At 62.2% G+C, this 26,593-nt stretch carries 23 protein-coding genes; 17 read left to right on the top strand and 6 right to left on the bottom strand.

Features of this window, described 5'->3' with window-relative positions; all coding sequences use genetic code 11:
* Positions 1–105 precede the first annotated feature (105 nt).
* The 4 genes from ASC86_RS14470 to ASC86_RS14455 all read left to right on the top strand — a co-directional run bounded on the left by ASC86_RS14470 (position 106) and on the right by ASC86_RS14455 (position 5,258).
* A complete protein-coding gene (locus ASC86_RS14470) occupies positions 106–1,695 on the top strand; it encodes an ABC transporter substrate-binding protein (RefSeq protein ID WP_056322235.1) in 1,590 nt (529 codons plus the stop codon).
* Between the two features lie 110 nt (positions 1,696–1,805).
* Complete coding sequence (locus ASC86_RS14465) at positions 1,806–2,810, top strand: ABC transporter permease (RefSeq protein ID WP_244477616.1); 1,005 nt, start codon at positions 1,806–1,808, stop codon at positions 2,808–2,810.
* The gene (locus ASC86_RS14460) at positions 2,807–3,634 is read left to right on the top strand and encodes an ABC transporter permease (protein ID WP_056322230.1); all 828 of its coding nucleotides are present in this window, start codon (positions 2,807–2,809) and stop codon (positions 3,632–3,634) included. Before ASC86_RS14465 ends, ASC86_RS14460 begins: the two co-directional genes overlap by 4 nt.
* The gene (locus ASC86_RS14455) at positions 3,627–5,258 is read left to right on the top strand and encodes an ABC transporter ATP-binding protein (protein WP_056322228.1); all 1,632 of its coding nucleotides are present in this window, start codon (positions 3,627–3,629) and stop codon (positions 5,256–5,258) included. Before ASC86_RS14460 ends, ASC86_RS14455 begins: the two co-directional genes overlap by 8 nt.
* Before the next feature lie 155 nt (positions 5,259–5,413).
* Here ASC86_RS14455 and ASC86_RS14450 read toward each other — a convergent pair whose 3' ends face one another.
* Both ASC86_RS14450 and ASC86_RS14445 read right to left on the bottom strand, forming a co-directional pair.
* On the bottom strand, positions 5,414–5,752 hold the full coding sequence (locus tag ASC86_RS14450; protein ID WP_056322225.1) for a hypothetical protein: 339 nt from the start codon (positions 5,750–5,752) through the stop codon (positions 5,414–5,416).
* 57 nt (positions 5,753–5,809) lie between these two features.
* On the bottom strand, positions 5,810–6,601 hold the full coding sequence (locus tag ASC86_RS14445; RefSeq protein WP_156387052.1) for a helix-turn-helix transcriptional regulator: 792 nt from the start codon (positions 6,599–6,601) through the stop codon (positions 5,810–5,812).
* 126 nt (positions 6,602–6,727) lie between these two features.
* Between ASC86_RS14445 and ASC86_RS14440 the strand changes: the two genes are divergently transcribed.
* Together ASC86_RS14440 and ASC86_RS14435 are read left to right on the top strand one after the other, a co-directional pair.
* Positions 6,728–8,317 carry an ABC transporter substrate-binding protein gene (locus tag ASC86_RS14440; RefSeq protein WP_056322223.1) on the top strand — a complete coding sequence of 530 codons (1,590 nt, stop codon included), beginning with the start codon at positions 6,728–6,730 and terminating at the stop codon, positions 8,315–8,317.
* A gap of 11 nt (positions 8,318–8,328) precedes the next feature.
* A complete protein-coding gene (locus ASC86_RS14435; RefSeq protein WP_056322219.1) occupies positions 8,329–10,329 on the top strand; it encodes a CocE/NonD family hydrolase in 2,001 nt (666 codons plus the stop codon).
* A 3-nt stretch (positions 10,330–10,332) separates the two neighbouring features.
* On the opposite strand, the gene ASC86_RS14430 is transcribed toward ASC86_RS14435, so the two are convergent.
* Positions 10,333–10,731 (bottom strand): ACT domain-containing protein, encoded by a 399-nt coding sequence (locus ASC86_RS14430; protein WP_056322217.1) that lies wholly within the window; start codon positions 10,729–10,731, stop codon positions 10,333–10,335.
* Between the two features lie 191 nt (positions 10,732–10,922).
* Here ASC86_RS14430 and msrA point away from each other — a divergent pair, with 191 nt between their 5' ends.
* Entirely contained in the window at positions 10,923–11,648 is a 726-nt protein-coding gene (gene msrA, locus ASC86_RS14425; protein ID WP_056322214.1) for a peptide-methionine (S)-S-oxide reductase MsrA, read from the top strand.
* Positions 11,649–11,653: 5 nt separating this feature from the next.
* Here the strand turns inward: msrA and ASC86_RS14420 are convergent, their stop codons facing one another.
* Positions 11,654–12,583, bottom strand: a complete 930-nt coding sequence (locus ASC86_RS14420; RefSeq protein WP_156387051.1) for an alpha/beta hydrolase — start codon at positions 12,581–12,583, stop codon at positions 11,654–11,656.
* Between the two features lie 451 nt (positions 12,584–13,034).
* Here ASC86_RS14420 and ASC86_RS14415 point away from each other — a divergent pair, with 451 nt between their 5' ends.
* The 9 genes from ASC86_RS14415 to ASC86_RS14375 all read left to right on the top strand — a co-directional run bounded on the left by ASC86_RS14415 (position 13,035) and on the right by ASC86_RS14375 (position 23,899).
* On the top strand, positions 13,035–13,946 hold the full coding sequence (locus tag ASC86_RS14415) for a LysR family transcriptional regulator (protein WP_056322209.1): 912 nt from the start codon (positions 13,035–13,037) through the stop codon (positions 13,944–13,946).
* A 127-nt stretch (positions 13,947–14,073) separates the two neighbouring features.
* Positions 14,074–15,234, top strand: coding sequence for an ABC transporter substrate-binding protein (locus ASC86_RS14410; protein WP_056322207.1), 1,161 nt, complete (start codon positions 14,074–14,076; stop codon positions 15,232–15,234).
* A 166-nt stretch (positions 15,235–15,400) separates the two neighbouring features.
* The gene (locus ASC86_RS14405) at positions 15,401–16,396 is read left to right on the top strand and encodes an ABC transporter ATP-binding protein (RefSeq protein WP_056322204.1); all 996 of its coding nucleotides are present in this window, start codon (positions 15,401–15,403) and stop codon (positions 16,394–16,396) included.
* Positions 16,393–17,343 carry an ABC transporter permease gene (locus tag ASC86_RS14400; RefSeq protein ID WP_056322202.1) on the top strand — a complete coding sequence of 317 codons (951 nt, stop codon included), beginning with the start codon at positions 16,393–16,395 and terminating at the stop codon, positions 17,341–17,343. The genes ASC86_RS14405 and ASC86_RS14400 overlap by 4 nt, the downstream gene beginning before the upstream one ends.
* Positions 17,333–18,145, top strand: coding sequence for an ABC transporter permease (locus ASC86_RS14395; RefSeq protein WP_056322200.1), 813 nt, complete (start codon positions 17,333–17,335; stop codon positions 18,143–18,145). The genes ASC86_RS14400 and ASC86_RS14395 overlap by 11 nt, the downstream gene beginning before the upstream one ends.
* A gap of 16 nt (positions 18,146–18,161) precedes the next feature.
* Positions 18,162–19,589: a gamma-aminobutyraldehyde dehydrogenase gene (locus ASC86_RS14390; protein ID WP_056322196.1), complete on the top strand. Its 1,428-nt coding sequence runs from the start codon at positions 18,162–18,164 to the stop codon at positions 19,587–19,589.
* A gap of 246 nt (positions 19,590–19,835) precedes the next feature.
* Positions 19,836–22,022 carry a TonB-dependent siderophore receptor gene (locus ASC86_RS14385; RefSeq protein WP_056322193.1) on the top strand — a complete coding sequence of 729 codons (2,187 nt, stop codon included), beginning with the start codon at positions 19,836–19,838 and terminating at the stop codon, positions 22,020–22,022.
* A gap of 100 nt (positions 22,023–22,122) precedes the next feature.
* Positions 22,123–22,791 (top strand): siderophore-iron reductase FhuF, encoded by a 669-nt coding sequence (gene fhuF / locus ASC86_RS14380; protein ID WP_162245009.1) that lies wholly within the window; start codon positions 22,123–22,125, stop codon positions 22,789–22,791.
* Between the two features lies 1 nt (position 22,792).
* Entirely contained in the window at positions 22,793–23,899 is a 1,107-nt protein-coding gene (locus ASC86_RS14375) for an ABC transporter substrate-binding protein (protein ID WP_056322188.1), read from the top strand.
* A gap of 55 nt (positions 23,900–23,954) precedes the next feature.
* Here the strand turns inward: ASC86_RS14375 and ASC86_RS14370 are convergent, their stop codons facing one another.
* Positions 23,955–24,455, bottom strand: coding sequence for a ferritin-like domain-containing protein (locus tag ASC86_RS14370; RefSeq protein WP_056322185.1), 501 nt, complete (start codon positions 24,453–24,455; stop codon positions 23,955–23,957).
* A 162-nt stretch (positions 24,456–24,617) separates the two neighbouring features.
* On the opposite strand from ASC86_RS14370, the gene ASC86_RS14365 reads away from it, so the two are divergent.
* Positions 24,618–25,136, top strand: coding sequence for a hypothetical protein (locus ASC86_RS14365; RefSeq protein WP_056322183.1), 519 nt, complete (start codon positions 24,618–24,620; stop codon positions 25,134–25,136).
* Positions 25,137–25,209: 73 nt separating this feature from the next.
* Here the strand turns inward: ASC86_RS14365 and ASC86_RS14360 are convergent, their stop codons facing one another.
* A complete protein-coding gene (locus ASC86_RS14360; protein ID WP_056322180.1) occupies positions 25,210–26,442 on the bottom strand; it encodes an aromatic ring-hydroxylating dioxygenase subunit alpha in 1,233 nt (410 codons plus the stop codon).
* Between the last annotated feature and the right edge of the window lie 151 nt (positions 26,443–26,593).

Below are 26,593 nucleotides of genomic sequence, written 5' to 3'. Positions count from 1 at the left end.
CCACTGGTAGTTGGGGCCATTGCGATCCATCATGCGCACGGACCTCGTCGGACAAAGAAAACCGATCGGCATCACGCCGGCGAACAGACAAAAGGGAACAGGGGAATGAGCGATTATAAGAATTTTCTGACTAGCCAGGTCACGCTTGGCAAGATGAACCGCCGCGAGTTCATGGGCCGCGCGGCAGCCTTCGGTATTGCCGCGACGGCAGCCGGCACGCTGTTTTCCGAAAGCGCCATGGCGCAGGAACCCAAGCGCGGCGGCCATCTGAAGCTCGGCCTTGAAGGCGGCTCTGCCACCGACTCGAACGATCCGGCGAAATTCCTGTCCCAGGTGATGTTCTGCATCGGCCGCTGCTGGGGCGACATGCTGGTCGAATCCGAGCCGCTGACCGGCAAGCCGGTGCCGGCGCTCGCCGAATCCTGGGAGCCCTCCGCAGACGCCGCCACCTGGACCTTCAACATCCGCAAGGGCGTCAAGTTCCACGACGGCAAGGAACTGACCATCGACGACGTCGTCAAGACCCTGCAGCGTCACACGGACGAGAAGTCGGAATCCGGCGCGCTCGGCGTGATGAAATCGATCAAGGGAATCAAGGCCGACGGCGACAAGCTCGTGCTCGTCCTGACCGAAGGCAACGCCGACCTGCCGCTGCTGCTCACCGACTACCACCTCGTCATCCAGCCGGGCGGCGGCTATGACAACCCGACCGCCGGTATCGGCACGGGTCCCTACAAGCTTTCGAGCTTCGAGCCGGGCGTCCGCGCCACTTTCGAGAAGAATGCCGACGACTGGCGCACCGACCGCGGCTTCGTCGATTCGATCGAAATCATCAACATGAACGACGCGACAGCGCGTATCGCCGCCCTCTCCTCCGGCCAGGTACACTACATCAACCGCGTCGATCCGAAGACCGTGAACCTGCTCAAGAAGGCGCCGAACGTCGAAATCCTCTCGACCTCCGGCCGCGGCCACTACGTCTTCATCATGCACTGCAACACCGCACCGTTCGACAACAACGACCTGCGGCTTGCGTTGAAATATGCCATGGACCGCGAGACCATGGTCCAGAAGATCCTCGGCGGCTACGGCAAGGTCGGCAACGACTTCCCGATCAACTCGACCTATGCCCTCTTCCCCGAAGGCATCGAGCAGCGCGCCTACGATCCCGACAAGGCGGCCTTCCACTACAAGAAGTCCGGCCATAGCGGCTCGGTGCTGCTGCGCACCTCCGACGTTGCCTTCCCCGGCGCGGTCGATGCGGCCGTGCTCTATCAGGAAAGCGCCAAGAAGGCCGGTATCGAGATCGAGGTGAAGCGAGAACCCGGCGACGGCTACTGGTCGAACGTCTGGAACGTGCAGCCCTTCTCGACCTCCTACTGGGGCGGCCGCCCGACCCAGGACCAGATGTATTCCACCGCCTATCTCTCGACGGCCGACTGGAACGACACCCGCTTCCTGCGCCCGGACTTCGACAAGATTCTGCTCGAAGCCCGCTCGGAACTCGACGAGAACAAGCGCAAGGACATGTACCGCACCATGGCAATGATGGTGCGTGACGAAGGCGGCCTGATCCTGCCGATGTTCAACGACTTCGTGAACGCCTGCGGCAAGAACGTGAAGGGTTACGTCCACGATATCGGCAACGACATGTCGAACGGCTATGTCGCAACCCGCGTCTGGCTCGACGCGTAATGGCGGCGCTCGGACCAGAAAATGGTCCGGCACCGACGTCTGAAACGCTTGCGGCTGGGACCACCCAGCCGCAAGCCGCAGCCGTTGCCGGATCGGGCGTCATCGCCACCATGAACACGGGCCTCGTCGATGCCGGCTTCTGGCGACGCTTCGTTCGTCGCCGACCGATGGCGGCCCTCATCCTCCAGCGGTTGGGTCTGAGCGTCGGCCTGCTGTTTGCGGTGTCGCTGATGATCTTCGGCGGCGTCGAAGCGCTCCCCGGCGATTTCGCCACCACCTATCTCGGCCAGTCGGCAACCCCGCAGGCGGTGGAAAACATCCGCAAGGATCTCGGCCTCGACCGGCCGGTGACGGAGCGCTATTTCTCCTGGCTCGGCCATGCGCTGCAAGGCGATTTCGGCACGTCCTGGGCCAGCCGAAATTCCGTCAGCGAGCAGATCGGCAAGCGGCTCGGCAATTCGCTGTTCCTCGCCTTTTTCGCCGCCCTTATCTCGGTTCCGCTCGCCATCTGCCTCGGCATGCTCGCCGTGCAGTTCCGAAACCGGCTGCCGGACAAGATCATCAATGTCGTGTCGCTGGCGGCGATTTCGCTGCCGGAATTCTTCGTCGGCTATATTCTCATCGTATTCTTCGCGGTGAAATGGGGCGTCGCGACCTTCCCGGCTACCGTTTATGACAGCATGGGCTTCATGGAGCGTCTCTCTGCCATCGCCCTGCCTGTGGCCACATTGGTCCTCGTCGTTCTCGCCCACATGATGCGCATGACGCGGGCGGCGATCCTCAACGTCATGTCCTCGGCTTATGTCGAGACCGCCGAACTCAAGGGTCTCGGCGCCTTCCGCATCATCGCCCGCCACGCGGCTCCCAACGCCGTGGCGCCGGTCATCAACGTGGTGGCTCTCAACCTCGCTTATCTCGTCGTCGGCGTCGTCGTCGTCGAGGTCGTCTTCGTCTATCCAGGCATGGGGCAATATATGGTGGATGCGGTGACCGTGCGCGACATGCCGGTCGTTCAGGCCTGCGGCCTGATCTTCGCCGCCTTCTACATCTTCCTCAACATGGCGGCCGATATCCTCGCCATCATGGCCAATCCACGACTGAGGCACCCGCGATGAACCTGAGAGCTATCCCCTTGAGCGCCTGGGTTGGTTTCGTCGGTATTGCCGTTGCCCTTATCTGCGCCCTCTTCGCCCCCTTTATCGCCCCCTTCGGCGAAAGCCAGGTGGTGGGCGACATCTGGCTGCCGGGCGGTGGCGACTATCTGCTCGGCACCGACAATCTCGGCCGCGACCTGCTGTCGCGCCTGATCTACGGCGCCCGCACCACCATCTTCGTGGCGCTGGCGGCAACCGTCATTTCGTTTTCGCTGGGCATGCTCTTGTCGTTTACGGCGGCCGTCACCGGCGGCTTCATCGACCAGTTGTTCTCCCGCTTCAACGACCTGATGATGGCGATCCCGACCCTGATCTTCGCCCTCGTCGTGCTGGCGGTGCTGCCGCAGCACCTGTGGATTCTGATCCTCGTCATGGCAGTGCTGGACAGCACCCGCGTCTTCCGCATCGGCCGCGCGGTGGCGCTCGATGTGGCTGTCATGGAGTTCGTCGAGGCGGCGCGCCTGCGCGGCGAAGGCACCGGCTGGATCATCTTTCGCGAAATCCTGCCGAACACGCTTTCCCCGCTGCTTGCCGAATTCGGCCTGCGCTTCGCCTTCTCGATCCTGTTCCTCTCCACCCTCTCCTTCCTCGGCCTCGGCATTCAGCCGCCGGCGGCGGACTGGGGCGGCATGGTCAAGGACAACAAGGACGGCATCATCTTCGGCATCAACGCCGCCCTCATTCCCGGTGGCGCGATTGCGGCCCTTGCCATCTGCGTCAACCTCGTCGTCGACTGGCTGATGAAACGAACCTCCAGCCTGAAGGGAGGCCGTGGCGATGCCTGATCTCTTGACCGTCAAGAACCTGAAGATCGTGGCGACCAGCTACCCGCCGGGCGAGCCGCCGAAGACGGTGACGCTCGTCGACAATGTCTCCTTCTCCGTCGAGAAGGGCAAGGTGCTCGGCCTGATCGGCGAATCCGGCGCCGGCAAGTCGACCATCGGCCTCTCCGCCCTCGCCTATGGCCGCGGCGGCGCCTCCATCGTCAGCGGCGAAGTGCTGCTGAACGGCAAGGACATCCTGAAGCTCGGGCGTGGCGGCATCCGCTCCGTGCGCGGCTGCAAGGTCTGTTACGTCGCGCAATCGGCCGCCGCAGCCTTCAACCCGGCCCACAGGCTGGGCGAACAGGTGATCGAGGCATCGCTGCGCCACGGCATCATGAGCCGGCAGGACGCCGAGAAACGGGCGCTTTACCTCTTCCGCGTGCTCGGCTTGCCGAACCCGGAAACCTTTGGCGAGCGTTATCCGCATCAGGTCTCCGGCGGCCAGTTGCAGCGCGCCATGACCGCCATGGCGCTCTGCCCCAACCCGGAACTGATCGTTTTCGACGAGCCGACGACGGCGCTCGACGTCACCACCCAGATCGACGTTCTCGCCGCCATCAAGCACGCCATCGAGGAAACGCACACCGCAGCCCTCTACATCACCCACGACCTCGCCGTCGTCGCCCAGATCTCCGACGACATCATGGTGCTGCGCCACGGCAAGATGGTGGAATACGGCTCGACGAAACAGATCATCGAAGCTCCGACGCAGGACTATACCCGCGCCCTCGTCAGCGTGCGCCAGACCAAGCGCGACGAGGCCGCCGACCAGTCGAACAAGCTGCTCAACATCGAGAATGTCAGCGCCGGCTACGGCAACGGCTTCAAGGTGCTGCACAACGTCACCATGCATCTACCGAAGGGGCAGACGCTGGCGATCGTCGGCGAAAGCGGCTCGGGCAAATCGACGCTCGCCCGCGTCATCACCGGCCTTTTGCCGCCGAGCGAAGGCCGCATCACCTTCGATGGCAAGCAGCTTCCGCCGGCCCTCAGCGGCCGCAGCAAGGAAGAGCTTCGCCGGGTGCAGATGATCTACCAGATGGCCGATACGGCGATGAACCCGCGCCAGACGGTGCGCGACATCATCGGCCGCCCGATCACCTTCTATTACGGCGTGCACGGCGCCAAGAAGACGGAGCGGGTGAAGGAACTGCTCGACCAGATCGAACTGGGAGACCGGTTCCTCGACCGCTACCCGGCCGAACTTTCCGGCGGCCAGAAACAGCGCGTCGCCATCGCCCGCGCGCTTGCCGCTAAGCCGGAACTGATCCTCTGCGACGAACCGACCTCTGCGCTTGATCCGCTGGTGGCGGAAGGTATCCTCAATCTTCTTCTGAAGCTGCAGGAGGAAACCGCTGTTTCCTATGTCTTTATCACCCACGACATCGCCATCGTCCGCGCCATCGCCGACAGTGTCGCCGTCATGCACCGGGGCAAGCTGGTACGCTTCGGACCGAAGTCGAAGGTGCTGTCTCCGCCGTTCGATGACTACACGGACCTATTGTTGAAGTCGGTTCCGGAAATGGAAATCGGCTGGCTGGAGAAGGTGCTGGTGACGCGGCGGATGGAGAGCGCGGGGAACTGAGAACTTGCCGCTTGTCCCTTCTCCCTGCCTGCGGGGAGAAGGTGGCCGACAGGCCGGATGAGGGGCGGAAGCCTCGAAATCTTCGGGGATCGTGAGTTGCCCCTCACCCTAGCCCTCTCCCCGCAAGCGGGGAGAGGGGATGATCGAGCAAGCCGCTACTCGGTCTTACACGCCACATCCCCCAGCCTGTTCGCCGCCTCTCCTTCCATCGTCACGCTGCCCTCGCTCTTGGCGGCACAGGTCGTCTTGCCATCCGAGCCGCCGCGGAAATGCACCACCGGCTGGCCCTCGATCATGATGCTCGGCACGACCTCGTAGAGTTCCGGCGGGCATTTGGCGACATCGGAAAGCCTGAGAGCCGGCGCACCGCCGATCATGACGCTGACGGCACCGGACAGCGCACAAGGCGGGATCGCAGCAGCGTCTTCGGCAAAACTTGCGGCCGGATAACCACCGAACAGCAGGCAGGCGCAAGTCAGCAGTCTTGTCCTCATGGTTTCCTCCTCCATCGAACCGACAAACCATAACACGCAGCCACCCGGCCGCATCCCTCAATAATCGGAGGGCAGCGTCAGCACTTCGGCGCTCGGTGTTTCCAGAAAATGCCGAACCATCGCCGGCATTTGCCGCGAGTTCAGCGCCAGCACGCCGCAACGCGATAGCATCTGCCTCAAGTCCGGCTCCTGGCCGATATGGCGCCAGATCATGCGTGAGGCATAGGGCAGATTTTCCTTGCGCCAGGAAACGCCCATGGTCGTGCCGCGCAGATAGACTTTCTGATGCACCTCGAACGGCAACAGGATGGTCTGCGACAGCATCGGCTGGCGCCCGACGCTTCGCTCGGCAATGAAGATGCGGTTGCGCCAGTAGGTGGCAAGCCCGACATATTTCGAAAACTGCACGATCTCGTTGGCAGTATCGCGGATACGCTCGATCGATTTCACCCGGATCGAACCATTGTCCTCGAAAAGCCGCGAGCAGGACGACACCGCCAGCCCCGGCCATGACGGCGAAAGATGGTAGGTCTGATAGTAGCCGACATGCCGGCGAAGCGCCGCAAGGTCGCCCGGAAAACCATCCAGCAGCGAGCCCGCCTGTAGCCGGTCGCGATCCGGCCTGATCAAGCGTGTTTCGAAAAGCTTTGGCGAAAGCGCGAAATCCTGCGGCGAGACGCCGAAGAAGGCGGCGATGCGGCCGATATTATAGGCCGAGGGCCGCGCCTCGCCGCTGATATAGCGGTTGAACTGCTGGCGGTTGATGCCGATGTCGCGGCAAACCTCGGAGATCGAGCGGCGTGTTGCGCAGGCAAGGCGTAGGTTCTCGTGAAAAATGGCGTCGCGCATATCAAGCTGTCCCCGGATGTCGGAGGTATAGCGTAAATTAGCGTAAATCAGCGTCAAGTCGCGAAATTGTGCATGAGTGTACAGAGAGTAGATTTTTTCCCAACGACATCACAAAGGGAACCGCACATGACCGACTTCACCAAGCGCCCGGACGGGCTGATCGTCCCGACCAGCATCAACCGTCGCGGCTTCCTCGCCGGCACTGCCGCCCTCGGCCTCGCCGCCACCTTCGGCGGCACGATGGCGGCAGGCGATGCGAGGGCTGAGGAGCCCAAGCGCGGTGGGCATTTCAAGATGGGCCTCAAAGGCGGTGCTGCAACCGACGTGCTCGATCCCGCGACTTATAGCGCCTCCGTGCTCTTCGTCATCGGCCATCTCTGGGGCGATACGCTGGTCGAGACCGACCCGAAGACGGGTGCAGCCTTGCCCTCCATCGCAACCTCGTGGGAGCCCTCGACCGATGCTTCCGTCTGGACCTTCAAGATTCGCAACGACATCTCCTTCCATGATGGCCGCAAGATGACCGTCGCCGACGTCATCGCCACCCTGAAGCGCCATTCGGAAGAGGGTTCGAAATCCGGCGCGCTCGGCCTGATGCGCTCGATCAAGACCATCGAGGAAAAGGCCGGCGATCTCGTGCTGACGCTGACGGAAGGCAATGCCGACCTGCCGCTGATGCTGACCGACTATCACCTGATCATCCAGCCGAACGGCGGCTTCGACGACCCGGCCTCGCCGATCGGCACCGGCCCCTACAAGCTGACAAGCTATGAAGCCGGCGTGCGCGCCACCTTCGAAAAGAACGCCGACGACTGGCGTTCGGATCGCGGCTTCGTCGATTCGGTCGAGATCATCGTCATGAACGATGCGACGGCCCGTATCGCCGCCCTCTCTTCCGGCCAGGTGCATTTCATCAATAACATCGACCCGAAGACCGTGCCGCTGCTCAAGCGCGCGCCGCGCGTCGAAATCCTGCGCAGTTCCGGCAAGGGTTTCTACAGCTTCCTGATGCACTGCGACACCGCGCCCTTCGACAACAACGACCTGCGCCTTGCCATGAAGTATGCGATCGACCGTCAGGCGATCCTCGACCGCGTGCTCGGCGGCTATGGCACGCTCGGCAACGACTACCCGGTCAACAGCAACTATGCGCTTGCCCCCGAAGGCATCGAGCAGCGCGTCTATGACCCGGACAAGGCTGCCTTCCACTTCAAGAAATCCGGCCTTGACCGGCCGATCCTGCTCAGGACCTCGGACGCCGCCTTCTCCGGCGCGGTCGATGCCGCCGTGCTGTTTCAGGAAAGCGCCAAGAAGGCCGGCATCGAAATCGAAGTGCGCCGTGAGCCGGAAGACGGCTACTGGACCAATGTCTGGAACGTCCAGCCCTTCTGCGCCTCCTATTGGGGTGGCCGGCCGACGCAGGATTCGCGCTACTCGACCTCCTATCTCTCGACGGCGGAATGGAACGACACCCGCTTCAAGCGCGAAGACTTCGACAAGCTGCTGCTGCAGGCCCGCTCGGAACTGGACGATGCCAAGCGCAAGGAGCTTTATCACACGATGGCGGTCATCGTGCGCGATGAAGGCGGCCTCATCCTGCCGGTCTTCAACGATTACATCATGGCCGCTTCCGCTTCGGTGAAGGGCTTTGTCGATGACATCGGTAATGACATGTCGAACGGCTATATTGGCAGCCGTATCTGGCTCGATGCGTAAGGGTGCATTCCATGACAAAGCGTAATTTCACGGTCATCGAAAACGAATGGATCGTGCTGAAGGACGGCACGCGGCTTGCCGCGCGCATCTGGATGCCGGAGGGCGCTGATAAAGCGCCCGTTCCCGCCGTTTTCGAATACCTGCCCTATCGCAAGCGCGATGGAACCTGCCTGCGCGATGAATCGACCTACCCGGTCTTTGCCGAAGCCGGCATTGCCGGCGTACGCGTCGATATCCGGGGCTCCGGCGAAAGCGACGGCGTGATCGACGGCGAATATACGCCGCGCGAACTCGCCGACGGCTGCGAACTGATCGAATGGATCGCGGGCCAGCCGTGGTCGAACGGCAAGGTCGGCATGATGGGTATCTCCTGGGGCGGTTTCAACTGTCTGCAGGTCGCGGCCTTGAAGCCCCCGGCGCTGAAGGCGGTGATCTCCATCGCCTCGACCGTCGATCGCTACAATGACGACATTCATTACAAGAACGGCACCCATCTTTCCGCCCAGCTTTCCTGGGCGGCGACCATGCTTGCCTACCAGTCGCGCTCGCCGGACCCGGCGCTGGTCGGCGACAAATGGAAAGAGATGTGGCTGGAGCGGCTGGAGAACGAGCCCTTCTTCATGGAAGAATGGCTGGAGCATCAGCGCCGCGACGAATTCTGGAAACATGGCTCGATCTGTGAGGATTTCGGCGGTTTCCCGATCCCCGCCCTGGTGATCGCCGGCTGGGCCGATGGTTACCGCAACACGCCGATCAAGGCGATCGAAGGTTTGGGCGACAAGGCCAAGGCGATGATCGGCCCATGGGTGCACAAGTATCCGCATTTCGCCTGGCCGAAGCCCAGAGCAGATTTCCACGGCGAGGCCATCGCCTGGTGGAACAAGTGGCTGCGCGATGAAGACACCGGCGCGGAAAAGCTGCCGCAGATGCGCGCCTACATTCAGGACGGCCCGAAGCCTTCGCTTCGGCGCGAGTTCGACCCCGGCTTCTGGATCGCCAAGGACAGCTGGCAGCAGCCGGAGATGCAGAGCTATTATGTCGATCAGTTCGGCGGCCTTGACGAGGGCATGCCGATTGCCGGCGCAAGCGGCCAGGACGTGTATATCAAGTCCCCGCTCGATACCGGTACGGCCTCCGGCGAATGGTTCACCCTGAAGCCCGACGCCGAGATGGCCGGCGACCAGCGTGTCGATGATGCCGGCTCGCTGGTTTTCGAAACCGCTCCGCTTACAAAAGCCGTGACCGCACTCGGCCAACCGGTGCTGACCCTCGATGTCGCCTGCGACGAGGATTGGGCAAACCTGATCGCCCGCATCGTCGACATCCACCCGGACGGCACGGCGACCCGCGTCACCTTCGGCGTTCTGAACCTCGCCCACCGCGATGGCAATGCCGAACCGAAGGCGATGGAAAAGGGCAAAAAGACGCAAATTCGGCTGGTGCTCGATGCGCTCGGCTATAATTTCCGCGAGGGCCATCGCATCCGGTTATCGCTTTCGACTGCCTACTGGCCGATGGTCCTGCCCGCTCCGACCGATCCGGGCCTGACCATCGATCGCGCTTCGATCGGGCTTGCCCTGCCGCTTCTTGGGGAGCACCAGCGGATCAGCGTGCCGGAACCGGAAAACCCCGATCCGTTGCCGAAATATATCGATCTCGAACCGGGCGAGACGTCCCGCAGCGTGCTGCGCGATCTCACCAACGGCGTGACCGATTATACCATCTACGAGGATACCGGCCTCACCCGCCATCCCGATACCGGGCTTGCCACCCGCCAGATCCGCGACGAACTCTGGTCTATCGCGGAGGGCGACCCCCTGTCGATGACCGGTACCTCGACCTGGACCTGCGACATGCAGCGCGACGATATCGTCCTGAGGACGATCACGGTTTCGACCATCGCCTGCACCAGGGAGGACTGGCTGGTCTCCGGCTCGATCACGGCGCTCGAAGGCGAGACGGAAATCTTCGAGAAGAGCTTCGACAAGCGCATCCCGCGCGACTTCATGTAACGCTCAGACGGGCGCTGCCTCCTTCAGGGCAAGCAGCGCCCGTTGTGCATCCTCAGCGGGCACGAAGATATGATCGTGATGGTAGGCGGCAACGACATTGGCGCTGATGCCGTGGCGCGTTAGGGCCGCCGAGACCGCGGCCGTGAGGCCGACCGCCTCAAGCGCCGAGTGAACCGTCAGCGTGATGCAGCGCATCACCGGGCCATATGCGAGCCCTGCCCGTTCGGCGTGGGTGCGTTCGAGAATGAGCGTCACCCCTTCGTCCTCGCGAAAAAGGCATAAAGCCGACGCGATGTGCTCTTCCGCCTCCTGTGTCGGAAGACAGCAGAAGACATAGTCGCCATCGCGCAAGGCCGGCCGCATTTCCCTGAGCAGCACTTCAAGATCGCGGATCGCCGTCATCTCTTTCTCTCCTTGAACCCCGTTGAGGAGCATGCAGCCGCAGCGAAGGTGCCGCAAGCGTTGATTTCCGTCACGCAGGACACACGCAAATGCGATTTGACCGTGTCCGGGCTTGGTAGGATGCTCCGCCCCAACGAATGCGGCGAGGAAAATAGCCGGCCGCGTGGATAAAGCCATCAGGAGACAGCGCCATGCCTGCCAAGACGTCTGCAATTGCCCGCAACTTCACGCTGGCGGCTATCACCATAACGGCGGCTCTCGCCCTGCAGATTTCCGGTGTCACGACCAGCCTTGCCGCAGAAGATGCAGTGGTCATTCCCGCGCCCGCCGCTGACGAAGTCTCCACCGCAGCGACCGAAAAAGCCATCTTTGCCGGAGGCTGCTTCTGGGGCGTACAGGGCGTTTTTCAGCATGTGAAGGGTGTCCGCAATGCCGTTTCCGGCTATTCCGGCGGCGACAAGGCGACGGCCGATTATGAGACGGTGAGCGCTGGCAAGACAGGCCACGCCGAATCCGTCGAAGTCACCTTCGATCCGAAAATCGTCAGCTATGGCCAGCTCCTCCAGATTTTCTTCTCCGTCGCGCACAATCCGACCCAGCTCAACTATCAGGGGCCGGACCACGGCACGCAGTATCGCTCCGCCGTGTTCACGCTTTCGGACGAGCAGAAGAAGGTTGCGGATGCCTATATCGCCCAGCTCGGCAAAGCCGGTGTCTTTCCCGAGCCGATCGTGACGCAGGTATCACATTCGAGCGGCTTCTATCCCGCCGAGGCCTACCATCAGGATTTCCTGACGGCCAACCCGACCTATCCCTATATCGTCTACAATGACCTCCCCAAGATCGACAATCTCAAGGCCTTGTTTCCGAGCCGCTTTTCGCAAAAGCCGGTTCTGGTCGCAGATGCGAAGGGCTGATCGGCTCAGACTTTGGCGAGTTGCCGGATGCCGTCACATAGAGCGGCAAAGCCGGTCCGTGCTCCCTCGCTCATGAAGCGGGCACGTAGCCAGGCATGGATCATCTGCGGCTCTTCCCGGAAGATGACGTCGATACCGGCTTGGATCAGCCGGGCAGCATAGAACCGGGCGTCGTCCCGCAGGGGATCGAAATGCGCGGCGGAAATATAAGCCCGCGGTAAACCGGCAAAGTCGCCGGCCGCCAGCGGGAAAGCATGAGGATTATCCTCCGGCGCGTGCAGCACATCGCGGTAATAGGCGACATCCGCGGTGGAAAGCCCCGGCGCATCGGCCATCTCGATATAGGAGCCGGAAACCAGATCGCCGCCGAGACCGGGATAGATCAACACCTGCCCGACAATGCCGGAAAGCCCCTCGTCCCGCGCCTTCACGGCGATACCCGCCGCCAGATTGCCACCGGCGCTGTCGCCGATGACAACCACAGGCCGGACATCTTGCAGCAGGTGAACGAGCACCGCCCAGCAATCCTCGAAGGCGGCGGGCCAGACATGCTCCGGTGCCAGCCGGTAATCGATGGAAACCAGTTCCGCCCCCACCGCATCGGAAATCTCGGCGCAGATGGCATCGTGGCTGTCCAGAGACCCCACCACAAAGCCGCCACCATGGATGTAAAACAGCCGGGTCTGCGTTTTGATCTCTGCGGGGCGGTAGCTCCGGATAGCGATCCGCCCTTCGACGAGGCTGTCGCTTTTGGTCATCCCCCCCGGCGGCGCGGCATCGAACGCCTTGCAAAGCGCATCATACCATTGCCGCTGCTGCCCGATCGGCGCATCGACGGCATCGGCCGGATAGAAGGCCTCGCAACGGGCGTGGAAAGCGAGAATGCCGGGTTCGGTAGGGAGTGGCTTTGCGGTCATGACCTGTCGCTCTGACATTGCGGTTTCCGCAAGCTAGCAAATCCAGCAAGCCGCACCATTCCCGATCCGACATTTCCAGTGAATTCGAAGACAAGGCGGCGGCGAAACAACCTCATCACAACCATTGCGGGTTTCTACGCATCTGCTAACAATAGCATGTTCACCGCAAAAGCAGAGTGCGCCGAGCCAGCCGGCGTCATCCGGGAAGACAGGCCTCCCGGACCGAGGCAACGGCCTTGCCGATGACCATGGAGGTGATCTATGTGGCCTTTGCCATTTAGCATCACGCTTACTGTACGAAAAACCCGGACGAGCTGGTCAATAGCTGTCCGGGTCAACTTCGTAAGATAAGCAAAGGTGGCCGGGGTATGCAGCTCCGGTCACCACTCCACCAATATAAATCTCACGAGCTTGAATAGCAAGCACACCACCCTTGCCATCTCCCGCCCCGCTCGCTTAGCTAACGCCCATGGCATTCACCCTTCGGCAATTGCAGTATTTCGTCGCCGTCGCCGAGCAGGGCTCGGTGACGCGGGCGGCGCAGAATCTTTCAATCTCCCAGTCCTCGATTACCGAGGCGGTGAAGGAATTGGAGACGGATCTCGGCGTCGAGCTTTTCGAGCGCCATCCGCGCGGCCTGCACATCACCCATAACGGCCACCAGTTCCTGCGCCACGCGACGAAAATCCTTGCCGGCGTTTCCGATGCCCGCCGCTCGTTTTCGCAGGAGCGGGTTGAGCGAGCCGGCGGCAAGCTCAATCTCGGCGTGACATCCCTGGTTGCAGGGTATGTGCTCTCCGATCTGCTCGCCCGCTATCGCCGCGCCTGCCCGGAAGTCGATGTCAGCGCCATCGAGGATAACGGCTCCTACCTCGAACATCTGCTGATCGGCGGCGAGCTGGACGTCGCGGTCATGGTCATCTCCAACCTGCGCGACCGTATGGCGCTGCAGGCCGAAATCATCGAGACATCCCCCTATCGCCTGTGGCTACCGCTCGGCCATCCGCTGGTTTCTGCCGATATCATCTCGGTCGCCGATATCGCCAAGGAACCGCTGATCATGCTGACAGTGGACGAAATCGAGGAGAACACCGGCAAGCTCTTGAGCGCGCTCGGTGCCCGCCCGCATGTCGCTTTCCGCACCCGCTCGGTGGAAGCGGTGCGCAGCCTCGTCGCCACCGGCGCGGGCATCGCGCTGTTGCCGGATCTCGTCTATCGCCCCTGGTCGCTGGAAGGCGACCGGATCGAAAGCCGCGATGTCTCCGGTGCTCTGCCGGTGGTGCAGGTCGGCATGGTCTGGCGCAAGGGTTCCGGCCTACCGCAATCGGCGAAGGATTTCATCGGCGTCGCCGAAGCCTTGAGGAGTGGAAGAAATCGCTGACGCCGATCGATATCGGAAATTCCGATACCGACTTTCTGATTAATGAATTTGCGAATACGACGAAATAGAGGCACCTTTTTCTCCGGGAACAATACCGCACGAAAGCGGACAAACCGGGAGACTGATGATGAAGCGAGTTCTTCATTCCTGCACTGCGCTTGCCCTGACCTTCGCCCTCACCGCCCCTGCCTTCGCCCAGGAAGCTCTCAAGGAAATCGGTCCCGGAGAAGGCGAGGTTTCGATCGTTGCCTGGGCTGGTTACATCGAGCGCGGCGAGACCGACAAGAATTACGACTGGGTCACCTCCTTCGAAAAGGAAACCGGCTGCAAGGTGACGGTCAAGACCGCCGCCACGTCAGATGAAATGGTCGCCCTGATGAACGAAGGCGGCTTCGACCTCGTCACGGCCTCCGGCGACGCCTCGCTGCGGCTCGTGGCCGGCAAGCGCGTCCAGCCGATCAACACCGATCTCATCCCGAGCTTCAAGACGGTCGACGAGCGCCTGCAGAGCGCGCCCTGGAACACGGTGAAGGGCGTGCATTACGGCGTACCCTATCTCTGGGGGCCGAACGTCCTGATGTACAACACCGAAGCCTTCAAGGGCGAAGCCCCGAAGAGCTGGAACGTCGTGTTCGAGGAAATGACCCTGCCGGACGGCAAGTCCAACAAGGGCCGCGTTCAGGCCTATGACGGCCCGATCCACATCGCCGATGCCGCCCTCTACCTCAAGGCCCACAAGCCGGGACTCGGCATCATGGACCCCTATGAGCTGAACGAAGACCAGTACAAGGCGGCCCTCGATCTGCTCCGCGTCCAGCGCACGCTGGTCGGCCGTTATTGGCACGACGCGATGATCCAGATCGACGACTTCAAGAACGAAGGCGTCGTCGCTTCCGGTTCCTGGCCGTTCCAGGTCAACCTGATGCAGGCCGAAAAGCTGCCGATCGCCTCGACCTTCCCGGAAGAAGGCGTCACCGGCTGGTCGGATACGACCATGCTGCATGCCGAAAGCGCCCATCCGAACTGCGCCTACAAATGGATGGAACATTCGCTGTCCGCCAAGGTGCAGGGCGACGCCGCCGCCTGGTTTGGCGCTGTTCCTTCGGTTCCGGCCGCCTGCAAGGGCAACGAACTCTTGACCGACGAAGGTTGCCACACCAACGGCTTCGACAGCTTCGACAAGATCAGCTTCTGGAAGACGCCGACTTCGAAATGCGAAAGCCAGGGCGAGTGCGTGCCCTATCACCGCTGGGTCTCCGACTATATCGGCGTGATCGGCGGCCGGTAAATCCGGCAGCCTTTGAACCTCTCAGAATGCCCCTCACCCTAACCCTCTCCCCGCACGCGGGGAGAGGGAACGACAGAGCATGCCGCTTGTTCCTCCTCCCCGCCTGCGGGGAGTCAAGGTGGCCGACAGGCCGGATGAGGGCAATAACGCGAACTCCGGAGCCTCCATGACCGCCGTTCTCTTCCAGAAAGTATCCCGCCATTTCGGCAGCGTGCGCGCCGTCGATGAGGCCGATCTTTCGATCGCCGAAGGCGAATTCTTTGCCATGCTCGGCCCCTCCGGCTCCGGCAAGACCACGTGCTTGCGACTGATGGCCGGCTTCGAGCAGCCGACCTCGGGCCATATCGAAATCTTCGGCGAGACGGCCGAGGGCGTGCCGCCCTATCGCCGCAACGTCAACACCGTGTTTCAGGATTACGCCCTCTTCCCGCATCTCTCGATCCTCGACAACGTCGCCTACGGCCTGATGGTCAAGGGCGTCGGCCGCGAGGAACGGCGCAAGGCAGCCGAAGACGCGCTCGCCATGGTGAAGCTGCCGGGGTACGGCGTCCGTAAACCGGGCCAGCTTTCCGGCGGCCAGCGCCAGCGCGTGGCGCTCGCCCGCGCGCTCGTCAATCGCCCCAAGGTGCTGCTGCTCGATGAGCCGCTCGGCGCGCTCGACCTGAAACTGCGCGAGCAGATGCAGGAAGAATTGAAAACCCTGCAGAAATCGCTCGGCATCACCTTCGTCTTCGTCACCCATGATCAGGGTGAAGCGCTCTCGATGGCAGACCGCATCGCCGTGTTCAACGACGGCAAGATCCAACAACTCGGCACGCCCGAGGATGTCTATAATCGCCCGCAGACCCGCTTCGTCGCCGATTTCGTCGGCTCGTCCAATGTGCTGTCCGCCGCCACCCTCAGCAAGCTCGGCATTTCCGCCGGGGCCGCGAGCCTCAGGCCGGAAGCGATCCAGATCAGCACCTCATGGGCGGAAATGCTGACCCTGTCCGGCACCGTCACCGCCTGCAGTTTCCTCGGCGCGGTTAACCGCATCACCGTCGATTGTGATGGCCAGCGCATTGTCGTCTCCGCACCCGCCGCGATGCCCGTACCGGATCAGGGCGCCAATATCGCACTCGCCTTCTCGCGCAACGACCTGCACGTGATGGAGCAAGCATGAGCACCGTCACCCACCAATCCATCCTGCCGGAACGCTCGGGCCTTGCCCGGCGCTTCTCGGATTTCCTCTGGCGGCACCCGCATGTGCTGCTGCTCATCCTGCTCGGGCCGCCGCTGCTCTGGCTCGGCATCATCTATCTCGGATCGCTGCTGGCGCTGCTGCTGCAGAGCTTCTTTTCGATCGACGATTTCTCCGGCCTCATCAATTACGAGTTCACGCTCGATACCTACAAGCAACTGCTGATCCCGGCCAATTTCGACATCATCCTGCGCACCGTCATTATGGCGGCGCTGGTGACGCTCGCCTCCGCCATCATCGCCTTCCCCATCGCCTACTACGCGGCCCGTTACGCCAGGGGCAAATGGAAGGCGGTCTTCTATCTCGGCGTCATGCTGCCGCTGTGGTCGAGCTATCTGGTCAAGATCTATGCCTGGAAGCTGATCCTCGCCAAGGAGGGCATCGTCACCTGGGCGCTGGCCAAGCTGCACCTGCTCTGGCTGCTCGATGCGTGGCTTTCCCTTCCGGTCGTCGGCGGCAATTCGCTGTCGATCAGCTACACCGGCACTTTCATCGTCTTCATCTATGTCTGGATGCCCTTCATGATCCTTCCGATCCAGGCTTCGCTGGAGCGGGTGCCCGGCAACCTCATCGAGGCCTCCGCCGATCTCGGCGGCAATCCGGCCCAGACCTTCCGGCATGTGCTCTTTCCACTGGCCCTGCCCGGCATCGTCGCCGGCTCGATCTTCACCTTCTCGCTGACGCTCGGCGATTACATCATCCCGCAGGTCATCGGCTCGTCGCGGCTGTTCATCGGTCAGGCGGTCTATGCCCAGCAGGGCACGGCCGGCAACATCCCGCTCGCCGCCGCTTTCTCCGTCGTCCCGATCGTCATCATGGGCCTCTACCTCTGGATGGCAAAACGCATGGGAGCTTTCGATGCGCTCTGACCGCTCCTCCGCCCCTCTCGGCCTGAAGATCGCCGCCGGTGCCGGCCTCGCCTTCCTGCATGTGCCGATCCTGCTGATCTTTCTCTACGCCTTCACCACCGAGGAGAAGAGCTACCAGTTCCCGCCGCCGGGCCTGACGCTGCAATGGTTTGCCGTCACCTGGAACCGGCCGGATGTCTGGGAGGCGCTGACGCTTTCCGTCAAGGTCGGAACGATCGCCACGGCGATTGCCCTGGTGCTCGGCACGCTCTGCGCCGCCGCCGTCAGCCAGACACGCTTCTTCGGCCGCGAGACAATCTCGCTGCTCGTTATCCTGCCGATCGCCCTTCCCGGCATCATCACCGGCATCGCACTTCGCTCCGCCTTCTCGATGGCCGATATCCCGTTTTCGTTCTGGACCATCGTTCTCGGCCACGCGACCTTCTGCGTCGTGGTCGTCTACAACAATGCGGTCGCCCGCTTCCGCCGCGTCTCGGGCTCGTTGATCGAGGCCTCGATGGATCTCGGTGCCGATGGTTTCCAGACCTTCCGCCACGTCATCCTGCCGAATATCGGCACCGCGCTTCTCGCCGGCGGCATGCTCGCCTTCGCGCTGTCCTTCGATGAGGTCATCGTCACCACCTTCACCGGCGGCCAGCAATCGACCCTGCCGATCTGGATGCTGGAAGAGCTGATCCGCCCGCGCCAGCGCCCCGTCACCAATGTCGTCGCCATGGTGGTCGTGCTCGTGACCTTCCTGCCGATCCTGGCGGCCTATTACCTCACCCGCGACGGCGATCAGATCGCCGGTGCCGGCAAATAACCAAGGGAGAAGAACAATGGATACCGAACTCCTGATCGGCTCGCGCTTCGAAGCGGGCACGGAAGCCGAGGAGCATATCCTCAACCCGCGCACCGGTGGCAAGATCATCGATCTGCCGGAAGCGTCCTACAGCCAGATCGAAGCCGCCATCGACGCCGCCGAAAAAGCCTTCGACAGTTGGGCCGCCACGACGCCGGCCGAACGCTCCGGCTATCTCCTGAAGATCGCCGACACCATCGAAAGCGATGCCGATGCCTTCGCGGCGCTGGAAGCCCTCAACTGCGGCAAGCCGATCAACGCCGTGCGCAATGACGAACTGCCGGCCATCGTCGACTGCTGGCGCTTCTTTGCCGGCGCCATCCGCTCCATGCACGCGCCGGTCGCGGGCGAATATCTTGCCGGCCATACCTCGATGATCCGCCGTGATCCGGTCGGCATCGTCGGCTCGATCGCACCGTGGAACTACCCGCTGATGATGATGGCCTGGAAGCTGGCGCCCGCAATTGCCGGCGGCAATACCGTCGTCTTCAAGCCCTCCGAGCAGACGCCGCTAACGGCGCTGAAGATGGCGAAGCTGCTCGCCGGCATCCTGCCGGAAGGCGTCGTCAACATCATCCTCGGCCGCGGCGAGACGGTCGGCAACGCCCTGATCAACCATCCGAAAATATCAATGGTCTCGATCACCGGCGATATCGCCACCGGCAAGAAGGTGCTTGCCGCCGCCGCCAAGACCGTCAAGCGCACCCATCTGGAACTCGGCGGCAAGGCCCCGGTCATCGTCTATGACGACGCCGACCTCGAAGCTGTGGTCAACGGCATCCGCACCTTCGGCTATTACAATGCCGGGCAGGACTGCACCGCCGCCTGCCGCATCTATGCACAGGACGGCATCTACGAAAAGTTGGTCGCCGACCTCTCCGCCGCCGTCTCTACCATCAAGTACAATCAGGCCGACGACACCGAAAACGAGATTGGCCCGCTGATCTCCAAGCGCCAGCGCGACCGGGTCGCAAGCTTCGTCGAACGCGCCACCGAGCAGAAGCATATCCAGATCGCCACCGGCGGCGCTCTCGGCAGCACGGATGGATTCTACTTCCAGCCGACCGTGGTTGCCGGCGCGACCCAGGACGACGAGATCGTCCGCCGCGAGGTCTTCGGCCCCGTTGTTTCCGTCACCCGCTTCAAGGAAGACGGCGAAGCAGTAACCTGGGCGAACGACAGCGACTACGGCCTCGCCTCCTCCGTCTGGACCAAGGACATCTCCAAGGCGATGAAGGCAGCCTCCCGCCTGCGATACGGCTGCACCTGGATCAACACCCACTTCATGCTGACCAACGAGATGCCCCATGGCGGCGTCAAGCAATCCGGCTACGGCAAGGATATGTCGATCTACGCGCTGGAGGACTATACCGCCGTCCGCCACATCATGATCAACCACGGCTAAACGTGGTGGCCCCCGCAGTTTTCGCTGTGGGGGCCAATTCTTCAATGCTCGCGTTGCGACTATCGAATCCCAAACCCCACCATTCCGCCTATCTGCGATTTCAGATTTTCGCGGATCGTGCGTGTGCAATGTTGCGCAAATCCCACAGCACGACAAACATGACTAAATAAGTCATGCTTTCCTCTTTTCCCCGCGTAAATTCTTGATAAAGAAAGTCATCTTTGATGCCTTTTGAAAGAATGTCGCATGGGTTCCTCTTCCTTCCGTTCCGCCATCCGTCTCGCTCTGGCGGGTACTTCGCTTCTGGCTTTGACCACGGCTACGCTGGCACAGGATGCCACCGGGGCCACGACAACGGCGGATGGGACGACCATTCTGGCGCCGCTCAAGGTCAGCGGCGGCAGCGGCGGCGTCATCACGGCAGAAGGCTATGTCGGCACCAGCAGCGCCACCGGCGCCAAGACGGACACGCCGTTCCTCGAGACCCCGCAATCGATCTCGTCCGTCACCCAGGCCCAGCTCAACGATCGCAATCCGCAGACGCTGCTGGACACGGTCGCCTATACGCCAGGCACCCGCGTCGGCGGTTACGGCTTTGATCCGCGCTTCGACAGCTTCACCGTTCGCGGCTTCGACGTGACCTATAACGGCGTGTTTCGCGACAACCTGCGCCAGCCGGGCGCCGGCTCCTCGCTGTTCAAGACCGAACCTTACGGTCTGGAAGGCGTGTCGATCCTGCGCGGACCGTCATCCTCGCTTTACGGCTCCTCCGGCGCCGGCGGCCTCTACAACCTGATCACCAAGCGCCCCACGGAAGACGCCCTGCACGAGCTACAGCTGCAATATGGCAGCCATGACCGTTATCAGGGCCAGTTCGATTTTTCCGGCCCGTTCAACGACACGGACCCGGTCTATTATCGCATGACCGGCCTGCTGCGCGATTCCGACACCGAGCAGGTCAGCCTGCCGGACGACCGCTTCTATATCGCGCCAGCCGTCACCTGGAAGCCGGATGAAGACACCAAGCTCACCATCCTCGGCGAATATTCCCGCACGGGAACGGGCGGCACCGCCGCCTATTACAACGATCCGGCGACTGGCCAGGTGACCGACATCTTTGGCGGCAATCCGGATTTCAACGATTCCGTCCAGAAGCAGGCGCGCCTTGGATACGAGTTCGAGCATCGCTTCAGCGACAATGTCGTCTTCCGCCAGAACGCCCGCATTTCCACGCTCAACATCGATGCCGACTGGGCCTTCGCCTATGGCCCGAATGCGATCGACCCGACCTTGCTCGATTCCAGCGCCGGCACTTTCGATGAGAAGCTGACCGCAGGCGTCATCGACAACCAGATCGAAACGACCTTCGAAACCGGCGCGCTCGACCATACGCTGCTGACCGGTATCGATTTCCAGAAGCTGCGCTACCGCAACCTGAACGGCTATGGCACCACGCCGCCGCTCGACACCAACAACCCCGACGCCGGCCGCCCGACCGATCCGATCGCCTTCCAGACCAAAGACGTGCAGGATCAATGGCAGGTCGGCACCTATGTTCAGGACCAGATCCGCTACGATGCCTGGACCTTCACGCTCGGTGGCCGCTACGATTGGGTTTCCAGCGATACCGACAGCACGGTGCTGGCGACTGACACGACGACGAACACCAAGCAGAAGGACCGCGCCTTCTCCTATCGTCTCGGCCTGACCTACGAGACCGATTTCGGCGTTGCGCCCTATGCCAGCTATTCCACCGCATTTTCGCCGAATGCCGGCGTCGACGTGACCACCGGATCGCCCTTCAAGCCAACGGAAAGCGACCAGCAGGAAATCGGCGTGAAGTATCTGCTGCCGAACAGCAATACGATGCTAACCGCGGCTCTCTTCAACATCAACCAGGACAACGGCCTCTACTACGAGGTGGTCGAACTGCCGGACGGCACCATCACCAATGCCCAGGTCCAGCGCGGAAAGCTGCGTTCGCGCGGCTTCGAGCTTGAAGCCAATACCAGCCTGGACAACGGCCTGTCGCTGATCGCCTCCTACTCCTACACCCAGATGAAGATCGAAGACGGCCCGACGGGAACGGTCGGCAACGACGTTTCCTCCGTGCCGCGCCATATGGCGTCGCTGTGGGCGGATTACACGCTTCCCGAAGACGGTCCGCTCTATGGTCTCGGCGTTGGCGGCGGCGCACGCTTCGTCGGCACCAGCTACACCAGCGACTACAACACGGCCAAAAACAACTCGCGGGTCCTCTTCGACGCCGCCGTCCGCTATGATTTTGCAGCGCTGGACAAGAAATTCGAAGGATTGAGGCTGCAGGTCAACGCGACCAACCTCTTCGACCGCCGCGACGCCGTGTGCTCCGCCGGCTTCTGCTACAGGGATCAGGGCCGTACCGTCATCGGGTCGCTGAAATACAGCTGGTGATCCTTTGAGCGCCGCTTCCCCGCAAGATACGAACACCGCCTTCGGCCCTTCCGGCCTGAAGGCGGTGTTCGCCGGTGAGCACGCCTGGTGCGGCGAAAAGATGATGCTGTCCGGCGAGCTGGAAGGTGCGACCGGTCTAAAGGATTTCTTCGCCTCCGGCGCCTTCGCCCGCGCGCTCGATACCTATGCGGCGGACAAGGCGGGTGCCGACCGGCGGGCGGTCGCCTCGATGTGGTCGCTGTATTATTTTTCGGCGTTGACCATTCCCTACATCGTCGCCCGGCGCTTCCATCAGGAACTCTCCGTTTCGCCCGACACCATGTCGATCGCACTCGGGGAGGACGGCCTGCCCCGCGCCTTCGGCCTGCCGGACGAGGGCGCCTGGCATGAGGGCAGCGACGACGACCTGCTCTCCTTCGTCGCACCGCTGGTGCGCGACCACCTGACACCGATCGTGCAGCAATTGAAGAACCAGTGCGGCATCGCGCCAAAACTCGCCTGGAACAATGCCGCCGTCTATATCGACTACGCCTTCAACGCCACGGCGCGGGGCAAGCCTTCCGAGGCCGGCAACTGGGCGTCTCGCGCCCTGTTCGAAGAGCAGTTCCTGCCGGATGGTACGCTCAATCCCTTCCGCGGCTGTCTGCGCCACGAAACCGCGCGCGAAGAGACGATCTGCCGGCGCAAGGTCTGCTGCCTGCGCTATCTCCTGCCGGGCATTCCGAGCTGCGGCGAACTCTGCGCTCTGCCCGAACAAAGAAAGCAATGACGTGATCCGTTTTCTCGTTCTCCTCGCCCTCCTCGTGGTCGGGCTCGCCTCGCCGTCCCATGCCGACGGGCGCTGGCCGATGACCGTGACCGATGCCCTCGGCCGCAGTGTCACCATCAAGGCGAAGCCGAAGGCCGTGCTGCTCGGCAGCGGCTTCAATCTCGTCGCGCTGTCGCTGATCCATCCCGATCCGGTCAGCCTCCTCGCCGGCTGGTCTGGCGATATGAAGGGAGACAACCCGGAAATCTACAAGGATTTCGTCGAAAAGTTTCCAAAGCTCGCCGATGTGCCGGTGATCGGCAACGGCACCGGCGACGGTCTTTCCATGGAAACCATCCTGACGCTGGATGCCGATCTCGCCATCCTCGCCAACTGGCAGGCGGATACGGAACTCGGCAAGCGCGCGATCGACTACATGGAAAGCATCGGCGTTCCCGTGGTCGTGGTCGATTTCAACAGCGATCCCCTGAAGAACACACCCACCAACATGCGCCTGCTCGGCCGCATCCTCGAGCGCGACGAACAGGCCAATGCCTTCGCCGATTTCTACGAGACGCATCTGAAGACGATCACCGACCGCGTCGCCGCCCATCCCGAACCCGGCCCGACCGTGCTGATGGATGCCTTTCCGAACCCGGACCGCTGCTGTTACGCCTATGGCGTCGGCGGGCTCGGCGAATTCATCGCCATCACCGGCAGCCGCAACATCGCCGACAAGAACCTGCCGCGCCAAGGCGGCATCGTCAGCGGCGAATACCTGATCGCCGCCAACCCGGAGGTCTACATCGCCACCGGCTCGCCGGGCGGCGTCTACAGCGGCTTTTCCATCGGCCCCGGCGTGGACCCGGAAGAGGCACGCCGTACGCTGGCGGAAGCCGTCAAGAATCCGGTGCTCGCCAACCTGAAGGGCGTGCGCGACGGCCGGGTGCATGGCCTGTGGAATTTCTTCAATGCCGTGCCGCTCAATATCCTCGCAGCGGAAGCCTTCGCCCACTGGCTGCGGCCGGATATCTTCGCCGATGTCAATCCCGATGCCAGCCTGAACGAAATCAACGAGCGTTTCGCCGCCGTCCCCTTTCGCGGCGCCTACTGGACAAGCCTCAAATGAAAAAGGCGACCGTAATTGACGGTCGCCTTTTACTCCGGACAGGCAAGGCCGCGGTTTAGGCGGCCTTCTTCATGGCCGTCGCATTCACCGAAGTTTCGGCAAGCGCGGAAAGCGCGTGATCGGTATTGCCTTCCTGCTGCAGCGTTTCGTCGAGCAGCTTCACCGCATCCTTCAGGCCCAGCATGCCGGCCCAGGTCTTGAGCGTGCCGTAGCGAGCCATTTCGTAATGCTCGACGGCCTGAGCCGTTGCCAGCAGGCCGGCATCGATCGCCGGAGAACCTGCAAATTCCTCCAGGATTTCCTCGCCTTCTTCGATGATCCCGTCGATGGCGGGGCAGGTCTTGCCGACGGCGCGTTTGCCGAAGATTTCATAAACCTCGCGCAGACGCTCCAGCTGCCCCTCGGTTTCCTCGTGGTGTTTCTCGAAGGCGGCCTTGAGCTTCGGGTTCTGCGCACCCTTGGCCATTTTCGGAAGCGTCTTCAAAATCTTGCGCTCCGCGTAGTAGATGTCCTTGAGCATGTCATGGAAAAGATCTTCCAAACCCTTCTGGGCCATATGTTCATCCTCCTGATGGTGATTGGGTGTCGCGTTGCGACAGAGATCAAACGGGAGAGTGAGCGCATTGTTCCCTGGGCAACCGCCGGAAATCGCTGGAAGGGCAAGACGCCGCTTCCATAGACTCCGCTGGCTTCCTATAGTGGCGCGGGAGGCTTTTGAATGATTTGGATCATTGCCGCGCTGGCGGGCATTCTGATTGTCTATTTCGCCATGCGCTCGTCGCGCTTCCGCCATTTGGCCGAACCGGTTCTCAGCGTTCTCGTGGCTATCGGCCTCGGCGTCGCGTTCGTGGTCTGGATGACCGACGACAACCGCTCCTCTCCCGATCCCGTGTCGAACACCAGCTCATCCCCGCTGATCAAGCCGGAGGAACTGGCGTTGGAGAAGGTTCGATTCGCGCGCAACGGCACCGACTTCAGCTTTCGCGCCACCGGCACCGTGCGCAACAACAGCAGCGCCTATCTCGACTATTTCCGGTTGACGGCAATTCTGGAAGATTGCGCCGAAACACCCTGCCGGCTGATCGGCGAGGATACCGCACTGATCCTCGCCCGCGTGCCACCGGGCGAGTCCCACGAGATCAGCACCTTCTTCACCTTTCCCAACCGGCTCGGCGTACCTTTGAAAACGCCGCGCTGGACGACGCGGATCGAAAGCGTCGTCGGGCACAGGCTCTAAGGCATGTCGCGCGAAAGTGTGCAGCGGTTCTGCGTGAACGACATGCGAAAAATCAAGGACCTGAAGCGCAAGATCAGGCCGGGCGGCTGAGCTCGTCCAGATACCAGTTGATGTAGCGCAACTCATTCTGCTCCATCGGCGCGATCGGGCCGGGCACGAAGAAATTCGAGCGCACGCCACGCGAGGTATGCTCGATGATCGCCTTGTCCTCGTCGGTCGTGACGGTCCAGAGCCATTTTAGCTTGTCGAGATCGTAATCCCGGCCCTCTTCCGCCTCGCCATTGACGAGCCAGATCAGCTCCATCTCGCAGGCTTCCGGCCCCTTCGGCACGAAACGATAGATCATGCCGTGATCGGGATAGCAGACGAGGAACGAGGTGCCACCGAGATGCACCGACGTCACGCCGCCGTCGAATTCGGTGAAGCGGCCCATCAGCATGCTGAGCGGCGAACCGTCTTGACTGCCGGTCTTCACCCCGTCATAGAGCGCATAACGGAAGGCATGGATGGTTTCCTTGCCGTTTGCCGATGTCTGCCAATGGTCGCCGGAACCGACTTGGATACCCAGCGCGCAGGTGCGCTCCTCCATCGCCGCATTCAGCGCCTCGATCATATGCAGCGGCTGTTCCAGCGCGTGGGTTTGCGAATACTCCGGGTGGGCCGGGCCGCAATGGTAGCACTCGACGTAGTTTTCGACGGCGAGCTTCCAGTTGGCATCGACCGGATAGGACTGGCGGTAGGCGACCTTGGCGTTGGCCCAGCCATACTGGCCGCAGGTTGCATGCAGCAGGTTTTCGACCTCGGAGAAATCGAGCGGCGTTTCGGCAAAGGAGATGAAGATCAGCCCTTCGACGACGCGAACGTGCAGCTTCTTCAGCCCATGATCCTCGCGCTTGAAATCCTTCGGCATCAGCCGTGCCGCCTTGAGCGCGCCGTCATTGCCGTAGGTCCAGGCGTGATAGGGACAGACGAACATGCGGGCATTGCCCTTGTCCTTGGTGCAGACTTCCGCGCCGCGATGGCGACAGACATTCAGCATGGCATGGATCGAGCCATCGGCATGGCGGGTGACGATCACCTGCTCGGAGGCCATACGAAAGACTTCGAAATCGTTGACCTTGGGGATGACGCTTTCGTGGGCGACGCAGTGCCAGTGGCGATAGAACACGCGCTCCAGATCGCGGGCGTAAATCTCCGGATCGAGATAGAACGGCCGGGCAAGGCCGTGACCGGGCTTGTGGGCGGCGATCAACTGGTCGATACGGTCGCCTTTGGCGCTCTCTTGCGAAAATTCTGGCGCGAGCATGTGATGTCTCCAAGATATCACCGGAAAATCCGCGTTCCGGCGCGCGCATTAAATTGCGACGGGGCCTAGAAATGCCCCTCACCCTAGCCCTCTCCCCGCTCGCGGGGAGAGGGGACGACGGAGTTCGCCGCTTGTCCCTTCTCCCCGTCAA

The organism is Rhizobium sp. Root1212 (genome assembly GCF_001424985.1).
Taxonomy (GTDB): Bacteria; Pseudomonadota; Alphaproteobacteria; order Rhizobiales; family Rhizobiaceae; genus Pararhizobium.
Note: the sequence above shows the minus strand (reverse complement) of the source record. Positions and strands in the feature narration are given on the sequence as shown.

What these genes read in the sequence shown, in the direction of transcription:
- ASC86_RS14460 (WP_056322230.1), top strand. Translation starts at nt 2,807, where the DNA reads ATGAACCTGAGAGCTATCCCCTTGAGCGCCTGGGTTGGTTTCGTCGGT.
- ASC86_RS14435 (WP_056322219.1), top strand. Translation starts at nt 8,329, where the DNA reads ATGACAAAGCGTAATTTCACGGTCATCGAAAACGAATGGATCGTGCTG.
- ASC86_RS14455 (WP_056322228.1), top strand. Translation starts at nt 3,627, where the DNA reads ATGCCTGATCTCTTGACCGTCAAGAACCTGAAGATCGTGGCGACCAGC.
- fhuF (WP_162245009.1), top strand. Translation starts at nt 22,123, where the DNA reads ATGATGCTGTCCGGCGAGCTGGAAGGTGCGACCGGTCTAAAGGATTTC.
- ASC86_RS14405 (WP_056322204.1), top strand. Translation starts at nt 15,401, where the DNA reads ATGACCGCCGTTCTCTTCCAGAAAGTATCCCGCCATTTCGGCAGCGTG.
- ASC86_RS14450 (WP_056322225.1), bottom strand. Translation starts at nt 5,752, where the DNA reads ATGAGGACAAGACTGCTGACTTGCGCCTGCCTGCTGTTCGGTGGTTAT.
- ASC86_RS14465 (WP_244477616.1), top strand. Translation starts at nt 1,806, where the DNA reads ATGAACACGGGCCTCGTCGATGCCGGCTTCTGGCGACGCTTCGTTCGT.
- ASC86_RS14470 (WP_056322235.1), top strand. Translation starts at nt 106, where the DNA reads ATGAGCGATTATAAGAATTTTCTGACTAGCCAGGTCACGCTTGGCAAG.
- msrA (WP_056322214.1), top strand. Translation starts at nt 10,923, where the DNA reads ATGCCTGCCAAGACGTCTGCAATTGCCCGCAACTTCACGCTGGCGGCT.
- ASC86_RS14370 (WP_056322185.1), bottom strand. Translation starts at nt 24,455, where the DNA reads ATGGCCCAGAAGGGTTTGGAAGATCTTTTCCATGACATGCTCAAGGAC.
- ASC86_RS14445 (WP_156387052.1), bottom strand. Translation starts at nt 6,601, where the DNA reads ATGCGCGACGCCATTTTTCACGAGAACCTACGCCTTGCCTGCGCAACA.
- ASC86_RS14400 (WP_056322202.1), top strand. Translation starts at nt 16,393, where the DNA reads ATGAGCACCGTCACCCACCAATCCATCCTGCCGGAACGCTCGGGCCTT.
- ASC86_RS14385 (WP_056322193.1), top strand. Translation starts at nt 19,836, where the DNA reads ATGGGTTCCTCTTCCTTCCGTTCCGCCATCCGTCTCGCTCTGGCGGGT.
- ASC86_RS14415 (WP_056322209.1), top strand. Translation starts at nt 13,035, where the DNA reads ATGGCATTCACCCTTCGGCAATTGCAGTATTTCGTCGCCGTCGCCGAG.
- ASC86_RS14365 (WP_056322183.1), top strand. Translation starts at nt 24,618, where the DNA reads ATGATTTGGATCATTGCCGCGCTGGCGGGCATTCTGATTGTCTATTTC.
- ASC86_RS14360 (WP_056322180.1), bottom strand. Translation starts at nt 26,442, where the DNA reads ATGCTCGCGCCAGAATTTTCGCAAGAGAGCGCCAAAGGCGACCGTATC.
- ASC86_RS14410 (WP_056322207.1), top strand. Translation starts at nt 14,074, where the DNA reads ATGAAGCGAGTTCTTCATTCCTGCACTGCGCTTGCCCTGACCTTCGCC.
- ASC86_RS14390 (WP_056322196.1), top strand. Translation starts at nt 18,162, where the DNA reads ATGGATACCGAACTCCTGATCGGCTCGCGCTTCGAAGCGGGCACGGAA.
- ASC86_RS14420 (WP_156387051.1), bottom strand. Translation starts at nt 12,583, where the DNA reads ATGTCAGAGCGACAGGTCATGACCGCAAAGCCACTCCCTACCGAACCC.
- ASC86_RS14440 (WP_056322223.1), top strand. Translation starts at nt 6,728, where the DNA reads ATGACCGACTTCACCAAGCGCCCGGACGGGCTGATCGTCCCGACCAGC.
- ASC86_RS14430 (WP_056322217.1), bottom strand. Translation starts at nt 10,731, where the DNA reads ATGACGGCGATCCGCGATCTTGAAGTGCTGCTCAGGGAAATGCGGCCG.
- ASC86_RS14395 (WP_056322200.1), top strand. Translation starts at nt 17,333, where the DNA reads ATGCGCTCTGACCGCTCCTCCGCCCCTCTCGGCCTGAAGATCGCCGCC.